Here is a 24,786-nt window from a genome sequence, read left to right as displayed (position 1 = left end):
CGGTGAGTGAGGCCCGCGCGAGGGACCGCGCGGTCTCGGTGGTCGCCTTCGGCGGCGGCCACGGCCTCCACGCGTCGCTCTCGGCGTTGCGACTGCTCGTCGACGAGCTCGTGGTCGACGAGCTGACGGCGGTCGTCACGGTCGCCGACAACGGCGGGTCGTCGGGGCGGCTGCGGGGGGAGTTCGGCGTGCTGCCCCCGGGTGACCTGCGGATGGCGCTGGCCGCCCTCTGCGGGCGCAACGAGTGGGGCGTGACGTGGTCGCGGGTGCTCCAGCACCGGTTCGCCGGTCACGGCGAGATGCGCGACCACGTGGTGGGCAACCTGCTGATCGTCAGCCTGTGGGAGCTGCTCGGCGACCACGTCGACGCGCTCGACTACGTCGGCCGGCTGCTCGGCGCCAGCGGGCGGGTGCTGCCGATGGCGCTGGTGCCGATGGACATCACCGCCGAGGTCCGCGGCCTGTCCGCTGACGACCCCGACGCCCTCACCAGCGTGCGCGGGCAGGTCGAGGTGGCCACGACCGACGGCACCATCGACTCGATCGCGCTGGTGCCGCCCGACCCCCCGGCGGCGCCCGAGGCGCTCGGGGCGATCGACGCGGCCGACTGGGTCGTGCTCGGGCCGGGGTCCTGGTTCACCTCCGTCATCCCGCACCTGCTCGTGCCCGCGCTGCGGCAGGCGCTGGCGAGCACCGACGCGCGCGTCGTGGTGGTGCTCAACCTCGCCGCCGAGGCCGGTGAGACCCCCGGGTTCGGCCCCGCCGACCACCTCCGGGTGCTCGCGGAGCACGCGCCGGCGCTGCGCGTGCACACCGTCCTGGCCGACCACCACCTCGGCCGCGACGAGCTCGTCGAGCTCGAGGAGACCGTCGCCGCCCAGGGTGCGCGACTGGTCGTCGACGACGTCGCAGAGGCCCCCGGGACCCCTCGCCACGACCCCGCCAAGCTGGCCGCGGCGTACTCCCGGATCATGGGCGAAGGGTGATTGACGTGCGTGCAAGGATCGCCTCATGGCGATGACGGCACAGGTGAAGTCCGAGCTGGCCAGCACCCAGATCACCAAGACCTGCTGCCGCAAGGCCGAGGTGGCCTCGATGCTCCGCTTCGCCGGCGGGCTCCACATCGTCAACGGCAAGATCGTCGTCGAGGCCGAGCTCGACACCGGCGCCGCGGCTCGCCGGCTGCGCACCGACGTGTCCGAGGTCTACGGCCACGAGTCCGACGTCGTCATGGTGCAGGGCAACGGCATCCGCAAGGGCAGCCGCTACATCGTGCGCATCAGCAAGCAGGGCGAGGCGCTGGCCCGCCAGACCGGTCTGCTCGACCAGCGCGGGCGCCCGGTCCGCGGCCTGCCGCCGGCGGTCGTCTCGGGCGGTGGCTGCGACGCCGTCGCCGCGTGGCGGGGCGCGTTCCTGGCGCACGGCTCGCTGACCGAGCCCGGTCGCTCGTCGTCCCTCGAGGTGACCTGCCCCGGCCCCGAGGCCGCCCTGGCGCTGGTCGGCGTGGCCCGGCGGCTCGGCATCCAGGCCAAGGCCCGCGAGGTCAGGGGCATCGACCGCGTCGTGATGCGCGACGGCGACGCGATCGGCCAGCTGCTCACCCGGCTGGGCGCCCACGAGTCGCTCATGGCCTGGGAGGAGCGGCGGATGCGCCGCGAGGTGCGGGCCACCGCCAACCGCCTCGCCAACTTCGACGACGCCAACCTGCGCCGGTCCGCCCGCGCCGCCGTCGCGGCCGGCGCCCGGGTCGAGCGCGCGCTGGAGATCCTCGGCGACGAGATCCCCGACCACCTCAAGATGGCCGGCGCGCTGCGGCTGGAGCACAAGCAGGCCTCGCTCGAGGAGCTCGGCCAGCTGCACGACCCGGTGCTCACCAAGGACGCCATCGCCGGCCGGATCCGCCGGCTGCTCGCCATGGCCGACAAGCGCGCCGAGGACCTCGGCATCCCCGACACCGAGGCCTCGCTCACCCCGGAGATGCTCGAAGCCGAGTAGACCGCAGCGCAGCCACCGATCGCATCCACCCCGGTTACCGGCACGTACGCCGGACGCGCTTCTGGCGTCGTACCGGCGGCTCGGTAGGGTCGACTTGATCGTTCCAGACGACCCACAGGAGCACCGCAGTGACCGTTCGCGTCGGCATCAACGGCTTTGGCCGCATCGGCCGCAACTTCTTCCGGGCCGTCGTGGCCTCGGGCGCAGACATCGAGATCGTCGCCGTCAACGACCTCACCGACAACAAGACGCTCGCGACGTTGGTGAAGTACGACTCGATCCTGGGTCGGCTCGACGGCGACGTCACGCACACCGACACCGAGATCAGCGCCGCGGGCCACACGTTCAAGGTGTTCGAGGAGCGCGACCCCGCGAAGCTCGACTGGGCCGCGGTCGGCGCCGACGTCGTCATCGAGTCCACCGGCTTCTTCACCGACGCCGAGCAGGCCAAGGCGCACGTCAACGGCGGCGCGAAGAAGGTCATCATCTCGGCGCCCGCGAAGAACGAGGATGTCACGATCGTGATGGGCGTCAACGAGGGCGACTACGACCCCGCCGCGCACACAATCATCTCCAACGCCTCCTGCACCACCAACTGCCTCGCGCCGATGGCCAAGGTCCTCCACGACGAGTTCACGATCGTGCGCGGCCTGATGACCACGGTGCACGCCTACACCGGCGACCAGAACCTGCTCGACGGCCCGCACCGCGACCTGCGTCGCGCGCGAGCGGCGGCGACCAACATCGTCCCGACCTCGACCGGCGCGGCGAAAGCGATCGGCCTGGTCATGCCCGAGCTCAAGGGCAAGCTCGACGGCTACGCGCTGCGCGTGCCGGTGCCCACCGGCTCGGCCACCGACCTCACCTTCGAGGCCGGCCGCGAGACGACGGTCGAGGAGGTCAACGCCGCGGTGAAGGCCGCCGCCGACGGCCGCATCCTGCGCTACAACGAGGACCCGATCGTCTCCAGCGACATCACCACCGACCCGGCCTCGTGCATCTTCGACGCGCCGCTGACCAAGGTCATCGGCAACCAGGTCAAGGTCGTCGGCTGGTACGACAACGAGTGGGGCTACTCCAACCGCCTCGCCGACCTGGTCAGCTACGTGGGCGGCACGCTCTAGACATGGGTCAGTACGCCGGGCTGGGCGAGGTCGCCGGGAAGCGGGTCCTCGTCCGGTCAGACCTCAACGTGCCGCTCGACGGCACACAGATCACCGACGACGGCCGGATCCGTGCCAGCGTCCCCACCCTCAAGGAGCTGTCCGAGGCTGGTGCGCGCGTCGTCGTGACCGCGCACCTGGGCCGGCCCAAGGGCGCGCCCGAGGACCGCTACTCGCTGCGGCCGGTCGCCGTACGCCTGGGCGAGCTGCTGGGCCAGGACGTCGCGTTCGCGACCGACACCGTCGGCGAGTCGGCCCGCGAGGTCGTCGCCGCGCTCGAGGACGGCCAGGTGGCGCTGCTCGAGAACGTGCGGTTCAACCCCGGTGAGACCAGCAAGGACGAGTCGGAGCGCGGCGACTTCGCCGACCGGCTCGCCGCGCTGGCCGACGCGTTCGTGTCCGACGGGTTCGGCGTCGTGCACCGCAAGCAGGCGTCCGTCTACGACGTCGCGCAGCGGCTTCCCCACGCGATGGGCGGCCTGGTGGCCCGCGAGCTCGAGGTGATGAAGCAGCTCACCGAGGACCCCGCGCGTCCGTACGTCGTCGTCCTCGGCGGCTCCAAGGTCTCCGACAAGCTCGGCGTCATCGACCACCTGCTCGACAAGGCGGACACGCTGCTCATCGGCGGCGGCATGGTCTTCACCTTCCTCGAGGCCCGAGGTCACGACGTCGGCAAGAGCCTGCTGGAGGAGGACCAGGTCGAGGTCTGCGCCGAGTACCTCCAGCGCGCGGAGGACACCGGCGTCCGCATCGTGCTCCCGACCGACATCGTCGTCGACACCGAGTTCCCCGCGGGCGACCGCGACCCCCAGCCGCAGGTGGTCGCCGCCGACGAGATCCCCTCCGACGCGCTGGGCCTCGACATCGGCCCCGACTCCGCGAGGGCGTTCGCCGACGCGATCGCCGAGGCGCACACGGTCTTCTGGAACGGGCCGATGGGCGTCTTCGAGACCCCGGCGTTCGCCGAGGGCACCCGCGTGGTCGCCGAGGCCCTGACCCGCGTCGACGGGCTCTCGGTCGTCGGCGGTGGCGACTCCGCGGCCGCCGTACGCACGCTCGGCTTCGACGAGGGCGCGTTCGGACATATCTCCACGGGCGGCGGCGCCAGCCTCGAGTACCTCGAGGGCAAGACGCTGCCCGGTCTCTCCGTGCTGGAAGGCTGACCACGATGGCAACGACCCGCACCCCGCTGATGGCGGGGAACTGGAAGTCGAACCTCAACCACCAGGAGGCGGTGGTCCTCGTCCAGAAGCTGGCGTGGACCCTCGACGACAAGAAGCACGACTTCGGTCGGGTCGAGGTGGTCGTGGCGCCGCCGTTCACCGACATCCGCTCGGTGCAGACCCTGGTCGACGGTGACCGGCTCTCGATCCGCTACGCCGCGCAGGACGTCTCCGAGCACGACGGCGGCGCCTACACCGGCGAGATCTCCGCGGCGATGCTGGCCAAGCTCGGCTGCTCCTACGTCATCGTGGGTCACAGCGAGCGGCGGGAGCACCACGGCGAGACCGACGAGGTCGTCAACACCAAGGCGCACAAGTCGCTGGCGGCCGGCATGACGCCGATCGTGTGCGTCGGCGAGGGGCTCGAGGTCCGGCAGGCGGGGGAGCACGTCCCCCACTGCATGTCGCAGGCCGAGGGCTCGCTGGCCGGGTTCACCGCCGAGCAGGTCGCCGGGCTGGTGATCGCCTACGAGCCCGTGTGGGCGATCGGCACGGGCGAGGTGGCGACGCCGGCGGACGCGCAGGAGGTCTGCCAGGCGGTGCGCGGGCAGGTCCGCGAGGCGTTCGGCGACGCGGCCGCCGACGGCGTACGCATCCTCTACGGAGGCTCGGTGAAGGCGGCGAACGTCGCCGGGATCATGGCCGAGGCGGACGTCGACGGGTGCCTCGTGGGGGGTGCCAGCCTGCAGGCGGACGAGTTCGGCGGCATCTGTCGGTACTACGACATGCCTGTTCTGTGACCACCCTTTCGGGCGATCCACTTTCGTGACGTAGGATCGCCGCCGTGCTCAACACTCTCTTCACGGTCATCCTCATCTTGACCAGCGTCTTGATGATCATGCTCGTCCTGCTGCACAAGGGTCGCGGTGGCGGTCTCTCCGACATGTTCGGTGGAGGCGTCTCCAGCTCCCTGGGTGGCTCCTCCGTGGCCGAACGCAACCTCGACCGGCTCACCGTCGGCATCGGCGTCATCTGGTTCGCCACCGTCATCGGGATGGGCCTGCTGCTGGCCTACCAGGGCTGAAGGAAGGACCCGAGATGGCTGGTGGAGGAAACGCCATTCGCGGGAGCAGGGTCGGCGCCGGCCCGATGGGCGAGGCGGAACGCGGCGAGGCAGCACCCCGCCAGGCGATCACCTACTTCTGCTCCCACGGCCACCGCTCGGTGGTCACCTTCGCCGTCGAGGCCGCCGTCCCGGAGAACTGGGACTGCCCCAAGTGCGGCCTCCCGGCCAGCGTCGACTCCGACAACCCCCCGCCGGCCCCCAAGATCGAGCCCTACAAGACGCACCTCGCCTACGTGAAGGAGCGCCGCTCCGACGCCGAGGCCGCCACCATCCTCGACGAGGCCCTCGAGCTCCTCCGCTCCCGCCGCAAGTCCGGCGACATCATCTTCTGACCCCGCCCGCCCCTAGAGGCGGGAGGCGGCGTCGCGGTCGAGGAACCAGATGGTCTCCTCGGAGCCGTGGACGGCGGAGGCGGGGCAGTCGTGGAGGTCGGTGCCCTCGGCCAGGGCGCGGGCGACGGCCTCGGACTTGCCCTCACCGCTGACCAGGAACCACACCGCCTTGGATCGGTTGAGGGCGTCGAGGGTGAGGCTGATCCGCTCGGGCGGGGGCTTGGGCGAGCCGGTGACCGGGACGGCGATCTGGTCGGTCACGTCGAGCTGGGGGAAGCCGGGGAACAGCGACGCGATGTGGCCGTCGGGCCCGACCCCGAGCATGAGGACGTCGAAGGCGCCGCTGCCGAAGCTGCGCAGCTCTGCGGCGTACGCCGCGGCACCGGCCTCGACGTCGGAGGCCGACTCTGTCGACGGCATCGGGTGGACCTTCGCCGGGTCGACGTCGACCAGGTCGAGGAAGGCCTCGCGGGCCAGGCGCTCGTTGCGGTCGTCGGACGCGGGCTCGACGAACCGCTCGTCGCCCCACCAGACGACCACCCGCGACCAGTCGACCTCGGCGCCGTCGGAGAGCCGGGCGACCTCGCGGTGCACCGCCTCGGCGATCGAGCCGCCGGTGAGCGCGATCTGCGGCTCGTGGCCGCTGCTCTGGGCGTCGGCCAGCCGGGCCAGCAGCTCGCCGGCGATCGCGGTCGCCAGCGCGTCGGCCGACTCGTGCACCTCGATGCGGGGCGGGACGGCGGGGGCGTCGTTCACAGGGACCTGCTCTTCGTCAGGGTCTTCGCCACGGCGGCGTAGACCTCGTCCTCGTCGAGCCGGCGCAGCTCCTCGGCCAGCAGCTCGTGCACGTCACGGCGGCGCAGCGCGATCGGCCGGTCGGGATGGCCCGGCGAGGAGTACGTCGCCAGCCGGCCGTCGGGCCGGGAGATGCTGATCGGGCCCTCGGCGGTCTCGAGCTGCACCGAGGTGATGCCCGGGCCCTTCGACGTCTTGCGCTCGACGTCGACCTTGAGCCGCAGGCGCAGCCAGGCCGTCAGCAGGTCGGCGCTCGGGTTGGACCGCTCAGCCGACACGGTGGCCTTCGACACCTTGAGCGGGTGCTGGTCGAGCGCGGCGGCCAGCAGCGCCCGCCACGGGGTCAGCCGGGTCCACGCGAGGTCGGTGTTGCCGGGTGTGTACGCCTTGCACTGGTGGCGCAGCGCGGCCGCGCCTCCGCGGGCGACGTTGGCGGAGTCGGTGACGCGGCGCTGGGCCAGCCTGCCGAGCGGGTCGGTCGCGGGGTCGGCGGGCGGGTTGGTCGGCCACCACACCGCGACGGGGGAGTCGGGGAGCAGCAGCGGCAGCACGACCGAGTCGGGGTGCTTGACCACCTCGCCGGTGAGCCGGATCAGCGCCGTCTCGCCCGTCCAGCCCGAGCCGGTGCCGACCTGGGCGTCGACCTGCGAGGCGCCGCGGCCGTTGCCGAGGATCACCCCGAGCACCCGTGCGGGGTGCTCGTGAGAGGCCTCGCGGGCCATGTCCATCGCGGTGTCGGCCTGGTCCTCGTCGGCGACGATGACCATCGTCAGCACCATGCCCATGGCCGGGCTGCCGGCGCGCGTCCGGGCCCGGACGAACTCAGCCGCGATGCCCGCGGAGTCGGTGTCGTTGAGAGCGATGAGCATCAGGGACGCCTCCAGGTCCGGCCGTCGCGGGCGAGCATCTTGTCCGCCGACTCCGGTCCCCAGGTGCCGGAGGGGTAGGGGTCAGGCCTGCCCTTGCGCTCCCAGAACTCGAGCACCGGGTCGAGGATCTTCCACGACAGCTCGACCTCCTCGTGCCGGGGGAAGAGCGGCGGGTCGCCGAGGAGCACGTCGAGGATCAGCCGCTCGTAGGCCTCGGGCGAGGACTCGGTGAACGACCCGCCGTAGACGAAGTCCATGTTGACGTCTCGGATCTCCATGCCCGCGCCCGGCACCTTGCTGCCGAACCGGATCGTCACGCCCTCGTCGGGCTGCACGCGGATCACGATCGCGTTGTGGGTGAGCTCCTCGACCGAGGTGGCGCTGAAGGGCTGGTGCGGCGCGCGCTTGAAGACCACGGCCACCTCCGTGACCCGGCGGCCGAGGCGCTTGCCGGTGCGCAGGTAGAACGGGACGCCGGCCCAGCGCCGGTTGTCGACGTGGAGCGTCACCGCGGCGAACGTCTCGGTCCGTGACGTCGCGCGGACGCCGTCCTCGTCGTGGAAGCCGCGCACCTTGCGCCCGCCGGACCAGCCCTCGGCGTACTGGCCGCGGGCCGTGGTGAGGTCGAGGCGCCGGGGCAGGCTGACGCTGGCCAGCAGCTTCTGCTTCTCGGTGCGCAGGTCGAGGGCGTCGAACGACTTCGGCTCCTCCATGGCGACCAGGGCCATGAGCTGGAGCAGGTGGTTCTGGATCACGTCGCGGGCGGCGCCGATGCCGTCGTAGTAGCCCGCCCGGCCTTCGATCCCGCCGTCCTCGGCCATCGTGATCTGCACGTGGTCGACGAAGTTGCTGTTCCAGAGCGGCTCGAACATCTCGTTGGCGAAACGCATCGCGAGGATGTTCTGGACGGTCTCCTTGCCGAGGTAGTGGTCGATCCGGAAGATCGTGTCGCTCGGGAACGCCGTCGCCAGGTCGGCGCTCAGCTCGCGCGCCGACTCGAGGTCATGACCGAACGGCTTCTCGATCACCACCCGGCGCCAGGCGTCGCCCTGGGGCTCGGCGAGGCCGTGCTCCTTGAGCTGTCTCGCCACCACGCCGAAGAACGCCGGGGGGATCGCCAGGTAGAAGGCGTGGTTGCCGTCCGTGCCGCGGTCGCGGTCGAGCTCCTCGATGGTGCGGCGCAGGTTGTCGAAGGCGACGTCGTCGTCGAAGTCACCCTGGACGAACCGGAACCCCTCGGCGAGCTGCTTCCACGTCTCCTCGCGGAACTCGGTGCGGGCGTGCTGCTTCACCGAGTCGTGGACGATGTCCGCGAAGTCCTGGTCGGCCCAGTCGCGCCGCGCGAACCCGGTCAGGCTGAAGCCCGGCGGCAGCAGCCCGCGGTTGGCGAGGTCGTAGATCGCCGGCATCACCTTCTTGCGCGACAGGTCGCCTGTGACGCCGAAGAGCACCATCCCGCACGGACCCGCGATCCGCGGCAGGCGGCGGTCCTCGGGGGCGCGCAGCGGGTTCGGCCTCACCATCGGACAACCAGCGGGGCGGTCAGCATCAGCGGCGCTGCTTCCTGTAGTAGGCGATCAGGGACTGCGTGGAGGGGTCCTGCTCGGCCGCCACGGACTCGTCGCCGGCCACGGCCGGGGCGAGCTGCTGGGCGAGCTGCTTGCCGAGCTCGACGCCCCACTGGTCGAAGCTGTCGATGCCCCACACCGCACCCTCGGTGAACGTGATGTGCTCGTAGAGCGCGATCAGCTGGCCCAGCACCGAGGGCGTGAGCTCGGGGGCCATGATCGACGCGGTCGGCCGGTTGCCCGGGAACACGCGGGCCGGCACCACCGCCTCGTCGGTGCCCTCGGCCCGCACCTCCTCGGGCGTCTTGCCGAACGCCAGCGCGCGGGTCTGGGCGAAGAAGTTGGCGAGGAACAGCTCGTGCACGTCGGTGCTCTCGCCGTCGTGGGTGTCCTTCAGCGGGTAGGCCGGGTTGGCGAAGGCGATGAAGTCCGCCGGCACCAGCCGGGTGCCCTGGTGGATCAGCTGGTAGAACGCGTGCTGGCCGTTGGTGCCCGGCTCGCCCCAGAAGACCTCGCCGGTGTCCGTCGTCACGGCGGTGCCGTCCCACCGCACGCCCTTGCCGTTGGACTCCATCGTCAGCTGCTGGAGGTACGCCGGGAAGCGGTGCAGCAGCTGGGAGTAGGGGAGCACCGCGTGGGTCTGGGCGCCGAGGAAGTTGGTGTACCAGACGTTGAGCAGCCCCATCAGCACCGGCACGTTGCGCGCCGGCTCGGTGGTGCGGAAGTGCTCGTCCATCGCGTGCATGCCGGCCAGCAGCTCCGCGAACCGCTCGGGTCCGACGGCGACGACCAGCGACGTGCCGATCGCGGAGTCCACCGAGTAGCGCCCGCCGACCCAGTCCCAGAACCCGAACGCGTTGTCGGGGTCGATGCCGAAGTCGGCGACCTTGTCGAGGGCGGTGGACACCGCGACGAAGTGCTTGCGGACGGCCTCGGACTCGTCGGCGTCCGCCAGGCCGTCGAGGAGCCAGGCGCGGCAGAGCCGGGCGTTCGTCAGCGTCTCGAGGGTCCCGAAGGTCTTGCTCGAGACGATGAAGAGCGTGGTCGCCGGGTCGAGCCCGGCCAGCGTCATGGCCGCGTCGGTCGGGTCGATGTTGCTGATGAACCGGCACTCGAGGCCGTCCTGCCGGTACGGCGCCAGGGCCTCGTAGGCCATCACCGGGCCGAGGTCGGAGCCCCCGATGCCGATGTTGACCACCGTGCGGATCCGCTCGCCCGTGACGCCGGTCCACTCACCGGAGCGGACCCGGTCGGCGAACTCGTAGACCCGACGCAGGACCTCGTGGACGTCAGCGACGACGTCCTGGCCGTCGACGCTCGGTCGCTCACCGGGACTCGCGTCGGCCGGCAGCCGCAGCGCGGTGTGCAGCACGGCGCGGTCCTCGGTGACGTTGACGTGGTCGCCGCGGAACATCGCGTCGCGCCGCTCGGTGAGCCCGACCTGCTCGGCCAGGGCCAGCAGCTCGGTCAGCACCGGCTTGGTGACCAGGCCCTTGGACAGGTCGACGTGGAGGTCGGCGGCGGTGAAGGTCAGCGCCGCCGCGCGCTCCGCGTCCTCCGCGAACCACGCCCTGAGGCTGGGGGTGAAGCCGTCGGCCAGCGCCCGCAGCGCGTCCCAGGCCTCCGTCGTGGTCGGGTCGACCGGACCCGGCACCTAGACCTGCTCCATCTGCTTCTCGACGGTCTCGACGAGCTCGGTCCACGACTTCTTGAACTTGTCGACGCCCTCCTCCTCGAGCACGCGGAACACGTCGGGCAGGTCGATGCCGACGCCGTCGAGCTGGTCGAAGAGGGCCTGCGCCTCCTCGGCCCTGCCCGAGACCACGTCGCCCTTGACCTCGCCGTGGTCGGCGAACGCCTCGAGCGTCTTCTCCGGCATCGTGTTGACGGTGTCGGCGACCACCAGGTCGGTGACGTAGAGGGTGTCGGGGTAGTCGGGGTTCTTGACACCCGTCGAGGCCCACAAGGGCCGCTGCGGGTTGGCTCCGGCGTCGGCGAGCTGCTTCCAGCGGTCGCTCGCGACCACCTCGTCGTACGCCGCGTAGGCGAGCACGGCGTTGGCGACGGCGGCCTTGCCGCGCAGCGCCTTCGCCTCGTCGGACCCGAGGTCGTCGAGCCGCTTGTCGACCTCGGTGTCGACCCTCGAGACGAAGAAGGAGGCGACCGAGAAGATCCTGCTGAGGTCGAGGCCGGCGTCGCGGGCCTGCTCGAGGCCGGCGAGGTAGGCGTCCATGACACCGCGGTAGCGCTCCACGCTGAAGATCAGCGTGACGTTGACGTTGATGCCCTCCGCGATCGCCGCGGTGATCGCCGGCAGGCCCTCCTCGGTGGCCGGGATCTTGATGTAGGCATTCGGGCGGTCGACGGCCCGCCAGAGCTTCTTCGCCGAGTCGATCGTCGCGTCGGTGTCGTTGGCGAGGTCGGGCTCGACCTCGATGGACACGCGGCCGTCGGCCTTGGTGGACTCGTAGACCGGCGTCATGATGTCGCAGCCGTTGCGGACGTCCTCGGTGGTCAGCTCGAAGATCACCTTGGTGACGTCGGCGCCGTCGGCCACGAGCTTGCGCACCTGGTCGTCGTAGCGCTCGCCCTCGGCGATGGCCGAGGCGAAGATCGTCGGGTTGGTCGTCACGCCGACGACGTGCCGGTCCTTGATCAGCTCGGCGAGGTTGCCGGTCTCGATCCGCTCGCGCGAGAGGTCGTCGAGCCAGATCGATACGCCGGCGTCGGCGAGGTCCTGAAGGCGGTCACTCATGAGGTGCTCCCATCTCGGATGCTGTCGCGGGCCGCGTCGGCCACGGCCGCCGCGGTGATGCCGAACTCCTGGTAGATGCGCGCGTAGTCGGCGGACGCGCCGAAGCGCTCGATGGACACGATCTGGCCGGCGTCGCCGACGTACTCGCGCCAGCCCTGCTTCACCCCGGCCTCGACGGCCACGCGGGCCTTGACGATCGGCGGCAGCACGGTGTCGCGGTACGCCGCGTCCTGCTGCTCGAACCACTCGAGGCAGGGGAGCGAGATCACCCGCGCCCTGATGCCGTCGGCCGCCAGGAGCTCGCGGGCCTCGACGGCCAGCTGCACCTCCGACCCGGTGCCCATCAGCAGCACGTCGGGCGTGCCGCCCTCCGCCTCGACCAGCACGTAGCCGCCCCGGTGCACGTCGGTCGTGTCGGCGAACCCGTCGACCCCGCGCGGGAAGACCGGCACGTTCTGCCGGGTCAGCGCCAGCGCCGCCGGGCGGTCGCTGTGCGAGAGCACCGTCTGCCAGCAGGCGGCGGTCTCGTTGGCGTCGGCGGGGCGGACGACGTCGAGCCCCGGCATCGCCCGCAGCGCGGCGAGGTGCTCGATCGGCTGGTGGGTCGGACCGTCCTCGCCGAGCCCGATGGAGTCGTGGGTCCAGACGTAGGTCACCGGCAGCTGGCTGAGCGCCGCCACCCGCACGGCGCCGCGCATGTAGTCGGAGAACGTGAGGAAGGTGCCGCCGAAGACGCGGGTCAGCCCGTCGGCCGCGATGCCGTTCATGATCGCGCCCATGCCGTGCTCGCGGATGCCGAAGTGCAGCACCCGGCCCTGGTAGGGGTCGCCCTTCCACTCCGCGGTCGACCGGCTCTCGGGGATGAACGACGGTGCGGACTCGATGGTCGTGTTGTTGGAGCCCGCGAGGTCGGCGGAGCCGCCCCACAGCTCGGGCATCACCTCGGCGATGGCGTTGATGACCTTGCCCGAGGCCGCGCGGGTGGCGACGCCCTTCTCGCTGGGCTCGAACGTCGGCAGCGCCTCGGCGAACCCGTCGGGCAGCTCGCGCGCCTTGAGCCGGTGCAGCAGGGCGGCGGACTCGGGGTTCGCCTCCGACCACGCGGCGTACTGCTCGTCCCACGCGGCGCCCCACTCCTTGCCGCGGTCGCGCAGCGTGCGGGTGTGGGCCAGCACCTCCGGCGGGACCTCGAAGGTCTTGTCGGGGTCCCAGCCGAGGATCTTCTTGGTGGCCGCGACCTCCTCCTCGCCGAGCGCGCTGCCGTGGGCCTTCTCGGTGCCCTGGGCGTTGGGCGCCGGCCAGGCGATGATCGTGTCGAGCACGATCAGGGACGGCTGGTCGGTCACCTCGCGCGCGGCCGTGATCGCGTCGTGGAGGGCGGGCACGTCCTCGACGTACTTCGTGCCGCCGTTGGTCCAGTCGACGACCTGCACGTGCCAGCCGTACGCCGCGTAGCGGGCCGCGACGTCCTCGGTGAATGCGACGTCGGTGTCGCCCTCGATCGAGATCCGGTTGCGGTCGTAGATCATCGTGATGTTGCCGAGCTGCTGGGTGCCGGCGATCGAGCTGGCCTCGCCGCTGACGCCCTCCTCGAGGTCGCCGTCGGAGCAGATGACGTAGACGTGGTGGTCGAACAGGCTCTCGCCGGGCGCGGCGTCGGGGTCGAGCAGGCCGTGCAGCCGCCGGCCCGACATCGCCATGCCGACGGCGTTCGCGACGCCCTGGCCGAGCGGGCCCGTGGTCACCTCGACGCCGGGCGTGTGGTGGAGCTCGGGGTGCCCCGGCGTCTTCGACCCCCAGGTGCGGAGGGCCTGGAGGTCGGTGAGCTCGAGCCCGAAGCCGCCCAGGAACAGCTGGGTGTAGAGGGTGATGCTCGAGTGCCCGCACGAGAGCACGAAGCGGTCGCGCGCGATCCACTCCGGGGCGGCGGGGTCGTGCCGCATCACCTTCTGGAAGAGCAGGTAGGCCGCCGGGGCCAGGCTCATGGCCGTGCCGGGGTGGCCGTTGCCGACCTTCTGCACGGCGTCCATGGCCAGGACCCGGGCGGTGTCGACCGCCTTCTCGTCGAGCTCGGTCCAGTCGAGGGTGGCAGCGTCGCTCACAGGTGTCCTTCCAGTGCCGTCAGGTGCTTTCGAGCCTACTCACGTGCCGCCGTAGACTCTCCACGTCCCAGTGACCAATCCCGCTAGGAACACCGTGACGTACGTCGGCCAATCCGTGCCGGGTGTCGTGCACCCGCAGCGCGACGAGCGCGAGGCCGGCGCGGCCACGTGGCGCGACGTCGTGGCGGCCTACGTCGGCCTGACCAAGCCGCGGGTCATCGAGCTGCTGCTGCTCACCACCGTGCCGGTGATGTTCTTCGCCGCCCGGGGGGTGCCGGCGCTCGGGCTCGTGGCCGCCACCGTCGTCGGCGGGGCCTTCTCGGCCGGGTCGGCCTCGGTGTTCAACTGCGTCTACGACCGCGACATCGACGAGCAGATGCGCCGGACCCGGCGCCGGGCGCTGCCGCGCCACCTCGTCTCGCCGCGGGCCGCACTGGTCTTCGGCTTCGTGCTCGCCGCCCTCTCCACCGCGGTGCTCCTGGCCTGGGTCAACCCGTTGTCGGCGGTGCTGTCGCTGACCGCCAACGCGTTCTACGTCTTCGGCTACACGATGCTGCTCAAGCGCCGCACGACCCAGAACATCGTCTGGGGCGGCCTGGCCGGCTGCTTCCCGGCCCTCATCGGCTGGACCGCCGTCACCGGCGCCCTCTCGTGGGTGCCCGTCGTGCTGTTCGCCGTCGTCTTCTTCTGGACCCCGCCGCACACCTGGGCGCTGGCGCTGCGCTACCGCGAGGACTACGCGAACGTCGACGTGCCGATGCTGCCGGTCGTGGCCCCGGCCCGCGAGGTGGGCCGCCAGGTCGTGCTCTACAGCTGGGTGATGGTGGCGGTCTCGCTCGTCCTGTGGCCCGTCGCCGGCACCGGCCTCGTCTACCCGGTGGCCGCAGCCGTGCTCGGCGCCGTCTTCCTCGTCGAGGCTCACCGCCTCTGGGGCCGGGCCCGCGACACCGAGGACCTCGCCCGGATCCAGCCGATGCGACTGTTCCACGCGTCGAACCTCTACCTCTCGCTGCTCTTCGTCGCGGTCGCGCTCGACCCGCTCCTCACCCGCTGACGTGCGGGAATGGCCGCTGGCCCTCCGGGGTAATGTCCGACTAGCCTGACGTGAGCGCCATGGGGGGCGTGCGCGGGGTCGGTGACTGGGGGGTCGCGACGTGGCGGTCATACGCCGTGAGCTGGACGAGCCGACCGCTGCGGCGGTCTGCACCCGACCGCGCGAGCCACGCGTCAGCGTCGTGGTGCCCGCGCTCAACGAGGCGGCCAACCTGCCGCACGTGCTGCCGGCGCTCCCGCCGGTCCACGAGGTGATCCTGGTCGACGGCGGGTCGGTCGACGGCACCGTCGACACCGCCCGGGTGGTGCTCCCCGAGGTCCGGATCGTCCGCCAGGCCCGGCGCGGCAAGGGCAACGCGCTGGCGGCCGGCTTCGCGAAGGTCACCGGCGACGTGGTCGTGATGTTCGACGCGGACGGCTCGGCCGACCCCGCCGAGATCCCGCGGTTCGTCGAGGCGCTGGTCGCCGGCGCCGACTTCGCCAAGGGGTCGCGCTTCCGGGCCGGTGGGGGGAGTGCCGACATCACGCCGGTGCGCCGCCTCGGCAACCGGTTCCTGCACACCTGGATGAACCTCTCCTTCGGCACCCGCTTCACCGACCTCTGCTACGGCTACAACGCCTTCTGGGCCGACCTGATCGGGCTCCTCGACCTGCCCGACCACGAGCTCGTCGTCCCGACCGGCAGCCCGATGCTCTGGGGCGACGGGTTCGAGATCGAGACGCTGATCAACTGCCGCTTCGCCAGCGCGGGCCTGACGATCGCCGAGGTGCCGAGCGTCGAGCGCGAGCGGCTGCACGGCGAGTCCAACCTGCGCGCGGTCTCCGACGGGTTGCGGGTCCTCCGCACCCTCCGCACCGAGCGCACGCGCGTGCGGCGCAACGCCGCCCTCGACCGGGCCGTGCTCGACCGGGCCGTGCTCGACCAAACCCCGACCACCACCTAGGCCTCTCTGGGACCATCGTCACCGTGACCAAGGTGGGGATGATCACGACCCGGGCCCAGCCCGAGATCGGCGGGATCGAGTCGCACGTGGCCGAGGTGGCCGGGCGGATCGCCGCGCGCGGCTACGACCTCGAGGTGCTGACCACCGACCGCAGCGGCCGCCTGCCCAGGCGCGAGCGGGTCGACGGCTACACCGTGCGCCGGTTCCGGGCGTTCCCGGCCGGCCGCGACTGGTACCTCAGCCCGGGGCTGTTCTGGGCGGCGCTGCGCACGAGGTACGACGTGGTGCACGTCCAGGGCATCCACACCCTGGTCCCGCCGCTGGCGATGATCGCGGCGATCCTGCGCCGCACGCCGTTCCTGCTCACCTTCCACACCGGCGGCAACAGCAGCGCGTTCCGCGAGAGGGCCCGGCGCACCCAGTTCCGGATCCTGTCGCCCCTGCTGCGCCGCGCCCACACCCTGGTCGGGGTCTCGATCTACGAGGCGCGCCGCTTCGAGGAGATCATGGGCCTGCCCGAGGGCGCGATCACCGTGATCCGCAACGGCGGGTCGCTGCCCGTGGTCCGCGAGCCGGTCGAGCCCGAGCCCGCCCTCGTGACGAGCGTGGGCCGGCTGGAGCGCTACAAGGGCCACCACAAGGCGATCGAGGCGCTGCCCTACCTGCTCAAGACGCACCCGGAGGCCAGGGTCGAGATCCTCGGCTCCGGGCCCTACGAGGACGAGCTGTGGGCGCTGGCCGAGCAGCTCGGCGTGCGCGAGAAGGTGACGATCAGGCTGATCCCGCCGGTGGACCGCGCGCTGATGGGGGAGACCATCGCGCGGGTCGGGGTGATGACGCTGCTCAGTGACTACGAGGCGCACCCCGTGGCCGTCATGGAGGCGCTGACCCTGGGCCGCCCCGCCGTGATCAGCCGTACGTCGGGGCTCACCGAGCTCGCGGACCTCGGCTGGGCCGTGGGCGTCGACCAGCACGCCGGCGCCGAGGAGACGGCCCGGGCCATCGCGCGACAGCTCGACGACCCCCTGCTGCCCGCACCGGCGGACCTGCCGACCTGGGAGACGTGTGTGGCTGGTGTGGTCGATACTTACGACACGATCACCGGCCGCTGAGTAGGTGGAGACAGGCATGGCCACCGCAGTCGACGCACGCGTCGCCGTGCCCGAGGACGCCGCCCCGAGCGGCCGTCGCCTCGAGGCCGTGGCGACCCTGCTGTCGCTGCTCGGCCTGCTGATCCAGGTCATCGGCTACGCCTGGGGCTGGCACGGCGACGAGTCCACGGCGATCGGTCTCTGGTACATCGGCTTCGTCGGCATCGTGGTGCCCTTCACCTGGCTGCTGCTCGCCCCGAGCCGGACCGGACACCAGCGGCTCGGCGCCGCGCTGGCCTTCGGCCTGATCATGTACGCGTCGTGGTTCCTCACCGACCCGATCCTGGCCACCCGGTTCGACGAGACCCTCCACGTCACGACGCTCGTCGACATGGTCGACGAGCACTCGTTCTTCTACCCCAACTCGACGCTGCCGGTCTCGCCGCACTACCCGGGCCTGGAGTTCGCCACGGCGGGCGTGCACTGGCTGACCGGGCTCCCGCTCATCGTCTGCCAGGTGCTGGTCGTCGTGACCGCGCGCTCGACGTTCATCCTGGCGCTGTTCCTGCTGGCGAGCCGGATCGGCCGCTCCACGCAGGTGGGTGCGGCGACCGTGCTGCTCTACGCCGGGAGCGCGCAGTTCTACTTCTTCAACTCCCAGTTCAGCTACCAGACGGTCGCGATCGCGATGCTCATGGCGGCGCTCTACCTGCTGGTGCGCGCCTTCGACTCGGAGCAGGACCGGCCGTGGCGGCTGCTGATCGCGGTCCAGGTCTGCCTCGGCGGGCTGGCGATCACCCACCACCTGACCAGCTGGCTGATGCTGGTGCTGCTCTGGCTGCTCGCGCTCTTCTTCTGGCGCGGCGGCGAGGAGCGCCGGGCCAGGCTGACGCTGATCACGGCCGAGCTCGCCACGATCGTGGTGCTGGCGTGGACCGCGATCATCGCGCCGCTGCTGATCAGCTACCTCGGGCCGATCTTCGACGTGGCCAGCAGCCAGCTGCTCACCGCCCTCGACGGCAGCGGCTCGCGGGAAGTAGGCACCGACACCGCCGGCACGCCCACCCCGACGTGGGAGCTCATGGTGATGGCGGGCTCGATCCTGCTGTGGATGGCCATGCTGGTCCCCGCGGCGTGGCGGGCCTGGCGGCGCGGCAGCCTCGGGCCTACCAAGGCCCGCTACGTCCCGCTGGCGATCGCGGTCGTCTACCCCGGGCTCCAGGTGGCGCGGTTCGCGCCGTCGGCGGCCGAGGTCGCCGACCGCGCATCGACGTTCGTCACGTTGGCGATGGCGCTCGTCGTCGCGGCCTGGCTCGCCCCGCGGATCCAGACCTTCGCCGCGCTGGTGGCCCCCGGCCTGGTGCTGCTGATCCTGGGCGGCACCCTCATCGGCAGCGGTCCCGACTGGCAGCGCGTCCCCGGCCCCTACCTGGCCGGCGCGGAGCAGCGCTCGATCGACGCGGAGTCGGTCGCGGTCGCCCAGTGGGCGGGCACCTACCTCCCGAAGGACGCGCGGGTCGCCGCCGACTCGACGTTCACCCGTCTGCTCCCCAACTTCGCGCCGGTCGTCACGATCACCCAGCCGGCCGGCTTCGACAGCATGACCCCGCTGTTCATCGCCCACTCGGTCGACGAGGAGGTGCTGCGGCTGATCCTGCACAACGACGTCGACTTCATCATCGTCGACACCCGGCTGGTGGGCCAGACGGTGCGGTCCGGCGGGTTCTTCGAGGGCAGCACGGGCTACGGGCCGGACGCCCAGACCATCCAGCGTGACCAGGTCCAGAAGTTCGAGGGTCAGCGCGACTTCGACCTCGTGCTCGACGGTCCGGTGAAGGTCTACGACGTGCGCCCCCTGCGGCACGCCGAGCAGACGTTCGTGAAGCGGCCGGCGCCAGGGCTGCCCGGCAGCTGGACGCCGTGGCAGGCCCTCGCGTCGGCGATGCTGCTGCTGGTCGGCCTGCTCGCGCGCGGCCGGCTGCTCGACCCGCGCAGGTTCCGGGCCCGTGACGTGTGGCGGCCCGCGGTGACCCTCCCGGCCGCGATGATCCTCGGAGCGGTGGGCGTGCTGGCGGGCTTCAACCCGCTGGGCGGCCTGATCGCGGCCTCGGTGCTGCTCTACGTGCTCGTCCAGATCAGCGCGCGGCCCGCGCCGATCGGCGTCCCGCGCCTGAGCGGCTGGCTGTGGGGCGTCCCGATCGTGCTCGTGGCGGGGGCGTGCATCGCGCTGGCCGTCTGGGGCGCCTGGCACGGCCTGCTCGACCACCCCGTGCTCCCACCCCCGGCGGTCGGCGGCGGGGCGTGACGACCGGGACCGACGCGGTGGCGGTGGGCATCTGGTCGCCGTTCCGGTCGCTGCTGACTGCGCAGGTGCTCTCGGCCGTGCTGGGCCTCGTCTTCTGGGTGCTCGTCGCGCGCCTCGTCGACGCGCACGACGTCGGCGTCGCGGCGGCGGCGATCAGCGCCCAGACGCTGCTCGGCATCGTGACCGTGCTCGGCTTCAGCACCATGCTCGTCTCCGAGCTTCCCAAGGAGCAGCCCGCCCGCCAGCGGACCGTGCTGCTGCGCTCGCTCCTGGTCGTCTTCGTGTCCTCGGCGGTCGGTGCCGGGGTGGTCGTGGCCGTCTCGCCGCTGCTGTCCGGCAACCTCGAGGAGGCGCTCGGCAACCCGATCGGCGCCGCGACGTTCGTGCTCGGCACCGCGGCGTTCGCGTGGGCGCTGGTGGTCGACGACGCCTGCCTCGGCGTCAAGAGGTCGGGGCTGCAGGTCTGGCGCAACCTGGTCGCGTCCAGCCTGCGCTTCCCGGTGACCGCCGCGCTGCTCCTGCTGGGCTTCACCGACGCGCACGTGCTCCAGGTCTGCTGGGTGCTGCCGCTGCTCGCGTCGATCCCGTTCACGCTCTGGCGGCTCCGGCTGCCGCGCGGCGACGGCACCGCGCCACCGCTGCTGGCCGACGTGCGCGGCTTCATCGGCCTGGCCCTGCGCAACCACGCGCTGAGCCTGGCCCTCGCCGCCGCCTCCCAGATGGTGCCCGTCGTCGCGGCGCTGACGCTGGGGTCGGTCGAGAACGCCGAGTTCGCGATCGCCTGGCTGATGGCGACGTTCGTCTTCCTGCCGCCGTACCTCCTGGCCACCGCGCTCTTCGCGCACGGCGCCAACGTCACGGAGGCGGAGTTCCGCACCAGCATGGAGCGGACGATCCCGGCCGCGCTCTCGCTCAGCGCGCTGCTCTGCGTCGGTGCCTGGGTCCTGGGGGAGCCGGTCCTCCTGATCTTCGGCGGCGACTACTCCCGTCACTCCTGGGCGATCCTGGCGTTGTTGGTGCCAGCAGGACTCTGGATGGTCCTCAAGGACCACCTGGTCACCCTGTGGCGCTCGCAGCGGAAGTTCGCGCTCGCGACGCGCCTGGCGGGCGCCGCGCTGGTCCTGGAGATCGCCGGTGCCGTGACAGGTGGGATCATCGGCGGAGCTCGTGGTCTCTGCGTGGGGTGGTTGATCGCGATGGGAGTGGAGATGACGCTGGGCCTTCCGTGGCTGCGCCGGGCCTTCGGCGGCCTGCACTGGCGCTGGCCGCTGGTCCGTCGTCGCGCCGAGGCGGGCCGCGCCTCGGTGCAGGTCGCCGTGGGCGCCGTGCTCGTGCTGCTCATGGGCGGAGTCGGCCTCTGGACCACCACCCGCGGCGAGCCCGACCCCACCTCGGCGCGGACGGGCCTGCCCGAGCCCGGTGCGCCCGTGGCGACCTGTGAACCGAGTGCGGGCTACCGCGGCCCCAAGATCGACCTCAACGTGCAGTCGGCCACCGGCGACCCCGACCACCCGATCCGGGGCGTGGCCGACGTGCGCGCGCTGGTCACCCTCGCGAAGGCCGCCGGCGCCCAGGTGATCTCCACGTCCACGTCGTTCAAGACCATGAAGCCGTTCCCGCGCCGGCCGATGCGGTTCGGCTACCTCGATCGCACCATCGAGGCGGCCCGCGCCGCCGGGCTGCAGGTCAAGCTCCAGGTCGCCGGGATGCCGCGCTGGGCGCTGGAGGAGCCGACGTACGCCGCGCAGCCGCCCCGCACGGAGGCGGAGCTCGCGACGTGGGCCGACCTGGTCACCACCTTGATGGAGCACGTCGACGGACGGGTCGACTACGTCGAGGTCTGGAACGAGCCCAACATCGAGAAGGGGTGGCCGACCGGCCCCGACCCGGTGGAGTTCGCGCGGCTGCTCGACGTGACGTACCGCGCGATCCACCAGGTCTCGCCCACCACCCAGGTGATCAGCGGCGGTCTCGCCAGCAACGACATCGGCTACCTCGAGCAGGTCTACCAGGCGTTCTCGACGCTCGGGCTGAAGACCACGCCGTTCGACATGCTGGGCGCCCACCCGTTCGCCGGCGACCACGCTCCCGACTCGGTCGACCCCGCGAAGCGCTACGACCGCGACCCGTTCGGGCTCTACGACGAGAACTTCACCGGCTTCATGGGCCTCCGCCAGGTCCTGGTCGACCACGGCGACGAGGCCACGCCGGTCTACATCACCCAGTTCGGCTACAGCACGCGGGCCGCTGGCAAGCGCCAGGCGGTGCCCGACGCGCTGCGCGCGCAGTACCTCACCCAGGCGCTCAAGCAGGTCACCTGCGTCCACTACGTCCCGGTGATCTCGTGGTACGCCCTGCACCCGACCCCGTGGGACCCCCAGGAGTACACCCTGCTCGACAAGAAGTACCGGCCCAACCAGACCTACGAGGCGCTCGCGGCCTGGGGACGCAAGGTCGTCGAGGCGGGTGCCGGCGGGTGAGCCCGCAGTCGGTCGCACGAATTGCCCGAAACGTTTCCCACGGCGCCCGTTGCGCTGCCAGACTCGGATCGACCGATCTCGGGACCGTCGGTCTGGACCAAGGATCGGAGGAGTCGGGTGCACCTCGCACGGCTGCTCCACCTGCCCTCCCGTGGCTCCGGCCCCAAGGGCTGCACCTGCGGCCACGGCGCCGACGCGCACGAGCACTACCGCCGCGGCACCGACTGCGCCCTGTGCAGCTGCCCGAAGTTCCGTGCCGGGTCGCCCGGGAAGTCGGCGCCCAGGGGCGACGGCGGCCGCCGCGGTGAGCGGGCCCACGCCGCCTAGGGTCTCCGTCGTCGTCGCGGCCCACACGATGGACCGGTGGGACGACATCGTGGCCGGCCTGCACGCGCTCGCGCACCAGACGGTGCCGCCGCTGGAGACCATCCTCGTCGTCGACCACAACGAGGAGCTCCTGGCCCGCGCCCGCGCGGCCTTCCCCGACGTGACCGTCTCCGACAACCCGCGCACCGGCGGCGCGTCCGGTGCCCGCAACACGGGGATCGCCCTGGCCCGCGGCGAGATCATCGCCTTCGTCGATGACGACGCCCGCCCCGAGCCCGACTGGGTCGAGCGGCTGCTCCACGCGTACGACGCACCGGACGTCATGGCCGTCGGGGGCGTGGCGAGGCCGGTCTGGCCCGAGCGTCGCCCCGACCACCTGCCACCGGAGCTGGACTGGCTCGTCGGGTGCACCTACCGCGGGCAGCCCACGGTGCGTGCCGACGTCCGCAACCTCTGGGGCTGCAACATGTCGGTGCGCCGCGAGGCCTTCGACCGGGTCGGCGCCTTCGACGAGGAGGTCGGCCGGATCGGGCTGATCCCGCTCGGCAACGAGGAGACCGAGCTCTGCATCCGGATCCGCCAGCGGATCGCCGGCGCCCGGATCGTCTTCGAGCCGACCGCCGTCGTCCACCACCGCGTGACCGAGGCGCGCTGCTCGTGGTCCTACCTCGTCGCCCGCTCCCACGCGGAGGGGGTCTCCAAGGCCGTGATGTCGAGGGCCGTCGGCACGGCCGACGGGACCTCCGAGGAGCGGTCGTACGCCACGCGCGTCCTGCCCCGCGGGGTGGCCCGCGAGCTCGCTCGGCTCAACCTGCGCGGGGCCGCCGGCATCGTGACCTGCCTGTTCGTGACCACCTGGTGGTACGTCCGGAGCCGGCTCGGCCACGCGTCGGCGATCGGGTCGCAGGGGTCCGAGGCTCGAGCCCGCGCGTGAGGATCCTGATGCTCGCGCAGTTCTACCCCCCGGTGATCGGTGGGGAGGAGCGGCACGTGCGCAACCTGTCCGTCGAGCTCGCCGCGCGCGGGCACGACGTGCACGTGGCCTGCCTCGACGTCGGCCGGCCGCCCGTGGCCGACCCGGGGGTGACCGTCCACGCGCTGCCCAGCATCGGCGCCAAGGTCCCGGCGCTCTACCCGACAGCCGACCGGCCGCTCTCGCTGCCGGTGCCCGACCCCGCGGTGACCCGGGCGCTGTCGCGGCTGGTGGCCGAGGTCCGGCCCGACGTGGTCCACGCCCACAACTGGATCATCAACTCCTACCTGCCGCTGTCCGCGGCGCGGCGGCTCCCACTCGTCTACTCGCTGCACGACTACAGCCACATCTGCCCGACCAAGCGACTGATGTACCTCGACGAGGGGCTGTGCTCCGGCCCGGCGCCGCGCAAGTGCTTCACCTGCTCCACGGACTGGTACGGCGCCGGCCGCGGGCCCGTGATCCAGGCGATGGTCCGCACGGGCCGGCCGGTCCGCAACCGGGTCGTCGACGTGTTCACACCGGTGTCGACGTTCGTGGGGGAGGCCAACCAGCTCACCGAGCAGGGGGTCCGTTGGCAGGTGGTCCCGAACTTCGTGCCCGACTCGCTGCTCTCGCAGTCGTCGGTGCCGCGCGACCCGGCGCTGCCGCCGGGCGACTACCTGTTCTTCGCCGGCGACCTGTCGGAGCAGAAGGGGGTCGGCACGCTGCTGGCCGCCTACGCGCGGCTCGATGACCAGACCCGCCCCGAGCTGCTCATGGTCGGCCGCCCTGCGACGGACCTCTCGGCGCTTCCGGCGGGCGCGAGGTTCGAGGAGAAGTGGGACCACGAGCGGGTCGTGTCGGGCTTCGCCCACGCCCGGGCGGCGGTGCTGCCGTCGCAGTGGCCGGACCCGTGCCCCACGACCGTGCTCGAGGCGATGGCGCTGGGCGCGCCACTGGTGACCACGCACATGGGCGGCATCGCCGACATGGTCACCGACGGCGACTCGGCCCTCGTCGTACCCCCTGGTGACGTGGCCGCGACGACCGCCGCGCTCGCCCGCCTGGTCGCCGAGGGCGGGCTCGGGCAGCGCCTGGCGGCACGGGCGCGCGTCGAGGTGGAGCGCTACCTGCAGAGCCGGGTCGCGGCCGACTTCGAGGAGATCTACGCCTCGGTGGCGTGAGGGGCAGATACTCGCCCCATGACGCGCTCAGCTCCGCGGCCCGACGGCGCCCTCTGGTACCTCCGCGGCTGGCTGCTCCTCGGCTTCGCCGCCATGCTCGTCGGGCTGGTCGCCCTGACCGTGGTCACCGACCACGGGTGGCACGGACGGCTGCTGGTCTGGACGGTCGCCGTCTGCGCCGTGGGAGCGCTGAGCACGGTCGTCGGGACCCGTGCGGTGACGGCGCTGCCCGGGGTGGACGCCGAGGTGCGCCGCGGTCAGCGCCGAGACGCGGTGGTGCGGGCCGGCCTGTGGCTGGCCGCGGGCCTGAGCGCCGGCTGGATCGCCGCGCTGCTCGGCTGGGGATGGCTGGTGCTGGTGCTGGCGGTGTACGTCGTGCTCAACGCCCTGGGCTTCGCGGGCATGTACTACGTCCGGCGCCTCCGGGCGGAGCGTGCCACGGCGGGCCAGGGTTGACCTGGCCCGCCGTGGTCAGCTGGGGTCAGATCCGGCGACGGCCACGCACCTGGCCGAGGATGAAGAGCGCAAGCGCGATGATCGCCAGGATGATGAGAATGGTCCACAGCATGATGTCGTTCC

Annotated in this window: 22 protein-coding genes; 16 read left to right on the top strand and 6 right to left on the bottom strand. The window is 72.1% G+C overall.

Annotated elements, in window-relative coordinates; translation table 11 throughout:
• Positions 1–2 precede the first annotated feature (2 nt).
• The 7 genes from G514_RS0113975 to G514_RS0113945 all read left to right on the top strand — a co-directional run bounded on the left by G514_RS0113975 (position 3) and on the right by G514_RS0113945 (position 5,779).
• On the top strand, positions 3–986 hold the full coding sequence (locus G514_RS0113975) for a gluconeogenesis factor YvcK family protein (protein ID WP_028652257.1): 984 nt from the start codon (positions 3–5) through the stop codon (positions 984–986).
• A gap of 25 nt (positions 987–1,011) precedes the next feature.
• Positions 1,012–1,995 carry a DNA-binding protein WhiA gene (gene whiA / locus G514_RS0113970; protein ID WP_028652256.1) on the top strand — a complete coding sequence of 328 codons (984 nt, stop codon included), beginning with the start codon at positions 1,012–1,014 and terminating at the stop codon, positions 1,993–1,995.
• A 128-nt stretch (positions 1,996–2,123) separates the two neighbouring features.
• Positions 2,124–3,119 (top strand): type I glyceraldehyde-3-phosphate dehydrogenase, encoded by a 996-nt coding sequence (gene gap / locus G514_RS0113965; RefSeq protein WP_028652255.1) that lies wholly within the window; start codon positions 2,124–2,126, stop codon positions 3,117–3,119.
• 2 nt (positions 3,120–3,121) lie between these two features.
• A complete protein-coding gene (locus G514_RS0113960; protein WP_028652254.1) occupies positions 3,122–4,321 on the top strand; it encodes a phosphoglycerate kinase in 1,200 nt (399 codons plus the stop codon).
• A gap of 5 nt (positions 4,322–4,326) precedes the next feature.
• The gene (gene tpiA / locus G514_RS0113955) at positions 4,327–5,121 is read left to right on the top strand and encodes a triose-phosphate isomerase (RefSeq protein ID WP_028652253.1); all 795 of its coding nucleotides are present in this window, start codon (positions 4,327–4,329) and stop codon (positions 5,119–5,121) included.
• A gap of 44 nt (positions 5,122–5,165) precedes the next feature.
• Positions 5,166–5,405, top strand: coding sequence for a preprotein translocase subunit SecG (secG, locus tag G514_RS0113950; RefSeq protein WP_028652252.1), 240 nt, complete (start codon positions 5,166–5,168; stop codon positions 5,403–5,405).
• A gap of 14 nt (positions 5,406–5,419) precedes the next feature.
• Positions 5,420–5,779 carry an RNA polymerase-binding protein RbpA gene (locus G514_RS0113945; protein WP_028652251.1) on the top strand — a complete coding sequence of 120 codons (360 nt, stop codon included), beginning with the start codon at positions 5,420–5,422 and terminating at the stop codon, positions 5,777–5,779.
• Between the two features lie 12 nt (positions 5,780–5,791).
• On the opposite strand, the gene pgl is transcribed toward G514_RS0113945, so the two are convergent.
• From pgl to tkt, 6 genes are read right to left on the bottom strand one after another with little or no spacing between them, the layout of a single operon-like run.
• Entirely contained in the window at positions 5,792–6,535 is a 744-nt protein-coding gene (pgl, locus tag G514_RS0113940) for a 6-phosphogluconolactonase (protein WP_028652250.1), read from the bottom strand.
• A complete protein-coding gene (locus G514_RS26770) occupies positions 6,532–7,443 on the bottom strand; it encodes a glucose-6-phosphate dehydrogenase assembly protein OpcA (RefSeq protein WP_036564687.1) in 912 nt (303 codons plus the stop codon). The genes pgl and G514_RS26770 overlap by 4 nt, the downstream gene beginning before the upstream one ends.
• On the bottom strand, positions 7,443–8,966 hold the full coding sequence (zwf, locus tag G514_RS0113930; RefSeq protein ID WP_028652249.1) for a glucose-6-phosphate dehydrogenase: 1,524 nt from the start codon (positions 8,964–8,966) through the stop codon (positions 7,443–7,445). Before zwf ends, G514_RS26770 begins: the two co-directional genes overlap by 1 nt.
• 25 nt (positions 8,967–8,991) lie before the next feature.
• Entirely contained in the window at positions 8,992–10,665 is a 1,674-nt protein-coding gene (gene pgi / locus G514_RS0113925; protein ID WP_028652248.1) for a glucose-6-phosphate isomerase, read from the bottom strand.
• Complete coding sequence (gene tal, locus G514_RS0113920; RefSeq protein ID WP_028652247.1) at positions 10,666–11,766, bottom strand: transaldolase; 1,101 nt, start codon at positions 11,764–11,766, stop codon at positions 10,666–10,668. It lies immediately after the preceding gene.
• Entirely contained in the window at positions 11,763–13,868 is a 2,106-nt protein-coding gene (gene tkt, locus G514_RS0113915; protein WP_028652246.1) for a transketolase, read from the bottom strand. The genes tal and tkt overlap by 4 nt, the downstream gene beginning before the upstream one ends.
• A 70-nt stretch (positions 13,869–13,938) precedes the next feature.
• Here tkt and G514_RS0113910 point away from each other — a divergent pair, with 70 nt between their 5' ends.
• From G514_RS0113910 to G514_RS0113870, 9 genes are all read left to right on the top strand, one after another.
• Entirely contained in the window at positions 13,939–14,922 is a 984-nt protein-coding gene (locus tag G514_RS0113910) for a heme o synthase (RefSeq protein WP_425411443.1), read from the top strand.
• A gap of 100 nt (positions 14,923–15,022) precedes the next feature.
• Positions 15,023–15,865, top strand: coding sequence for a glycosyltransferase family 2 protein (locus G514_RS26765; RefSeq protein WP_051247445.1), 843 nt, complete (start codon positions 15,023–15,025; stop codon positions 15,863–15,865).
• 23 nt (positions 15,866–15,888) lie between these two features.
• Complete coding sequence (locus tag G514_RS26760; protein WP_084152092.1) at positions 15,889–16,977, top strand: glycosyltransferase family 4 protein; 1,089 nt, start codon at positions 15,889–15,891, stop codon at positions 16,975–16,977.
• A 16-nt stretch (positions 16,978–16,993) separates the two neighbouring features.
• Positions 16,994–19,261 carry a hypothetical protein gene (locus G514_RS30710; protein ID WP_028652244.1) on the top strand — a complete coding sequence of 756 codons (2,268 nt, stop codon included), beginning with the start codon at positions 16,994–16,996 and terminating at the stop codon, positions 19,259–19,261.
• The gene (locus G514_RS0113890; protein WP_028652243.1) at positions 19,258–21,741 is read left to right on the top strand and encodes an oligosaccharide flippase family protein; all 2,484 of its coding nucleotides are present in this window, start codon (positions 19,258–19,260) and stop codon (positions 21,739–21,741) included. The genes G514_RS30710 and G514_RS0113890 overlap by 4 nt, the downstream gene beginning before the upstream one ends.
• 117 nt (positions 21,742–21,858) lie before the next feature.
• The gene (locus G514_RS0113885) at positions 21,859–22,068 is read left to right on the top strand and encodes a hypothetical protein (protein WP_028652242.1); all 210 of its coding nucleotides are present in this window, start codon (positions 21,859–21,861) and stop codon (positions 22,066–22,068) included.
• Positions 21,995–23,002 carry a glycosyltransferase family 2 protein gene (locus G514_RS0113880; RefSeq protein ID WP_342662584.1) on the top strand — a complete coding sequence of 336 codons (1,008 nt, stop codon included), beginning with the start codon at positions 21,995–21,997 and terminating at the stop codon, positions 23,000–23,002. The genes G514_RS0113885 and G514_RS0113880 overlap by 74 nt, the downstream gene beginning before the upstream one ends.
• Entirely contained in the window at positions 22,999–24,207 is a 1,209-nt protein-coding gene (locus G514_RS0113875) for a glycosyltransferase family 4 protein (protein ID WP_028652240.1), read from the top strand. Before G514_RS0113880 ends, G514_RS0113875 begins: the two co-directional genes overlap by 4 nt.
• An 18-nt stretch (positions 24,208–24,225) precedes the next feature.
• Entirely contained in the window at positions 24,226–24,663 is a 438-nt protein-coding gene (locus G514_RS0113870) for a hypothetical protein (protein WP_028652239.1), read from the top strand.
• The last annotated feature ends 123 nt before the right edge of the window (positions 24,664–24,786 follow it).

This window comes from Nocardioides halotolerans DSM 19273, assembly GCF_000422805.1.
In the GTDB taxonomy this organism is placed as follows: Bacteria; Actinomycetota; Actinomycetes; order Propionibacteriales; family Nocardioidaceae; genus Nocardioides; species Nocardioides halotolerans.
Note: the sequence above shows the minus strand (reverse complement) of the source record. Positions and strands in the feature narration are given on the sequence as shown.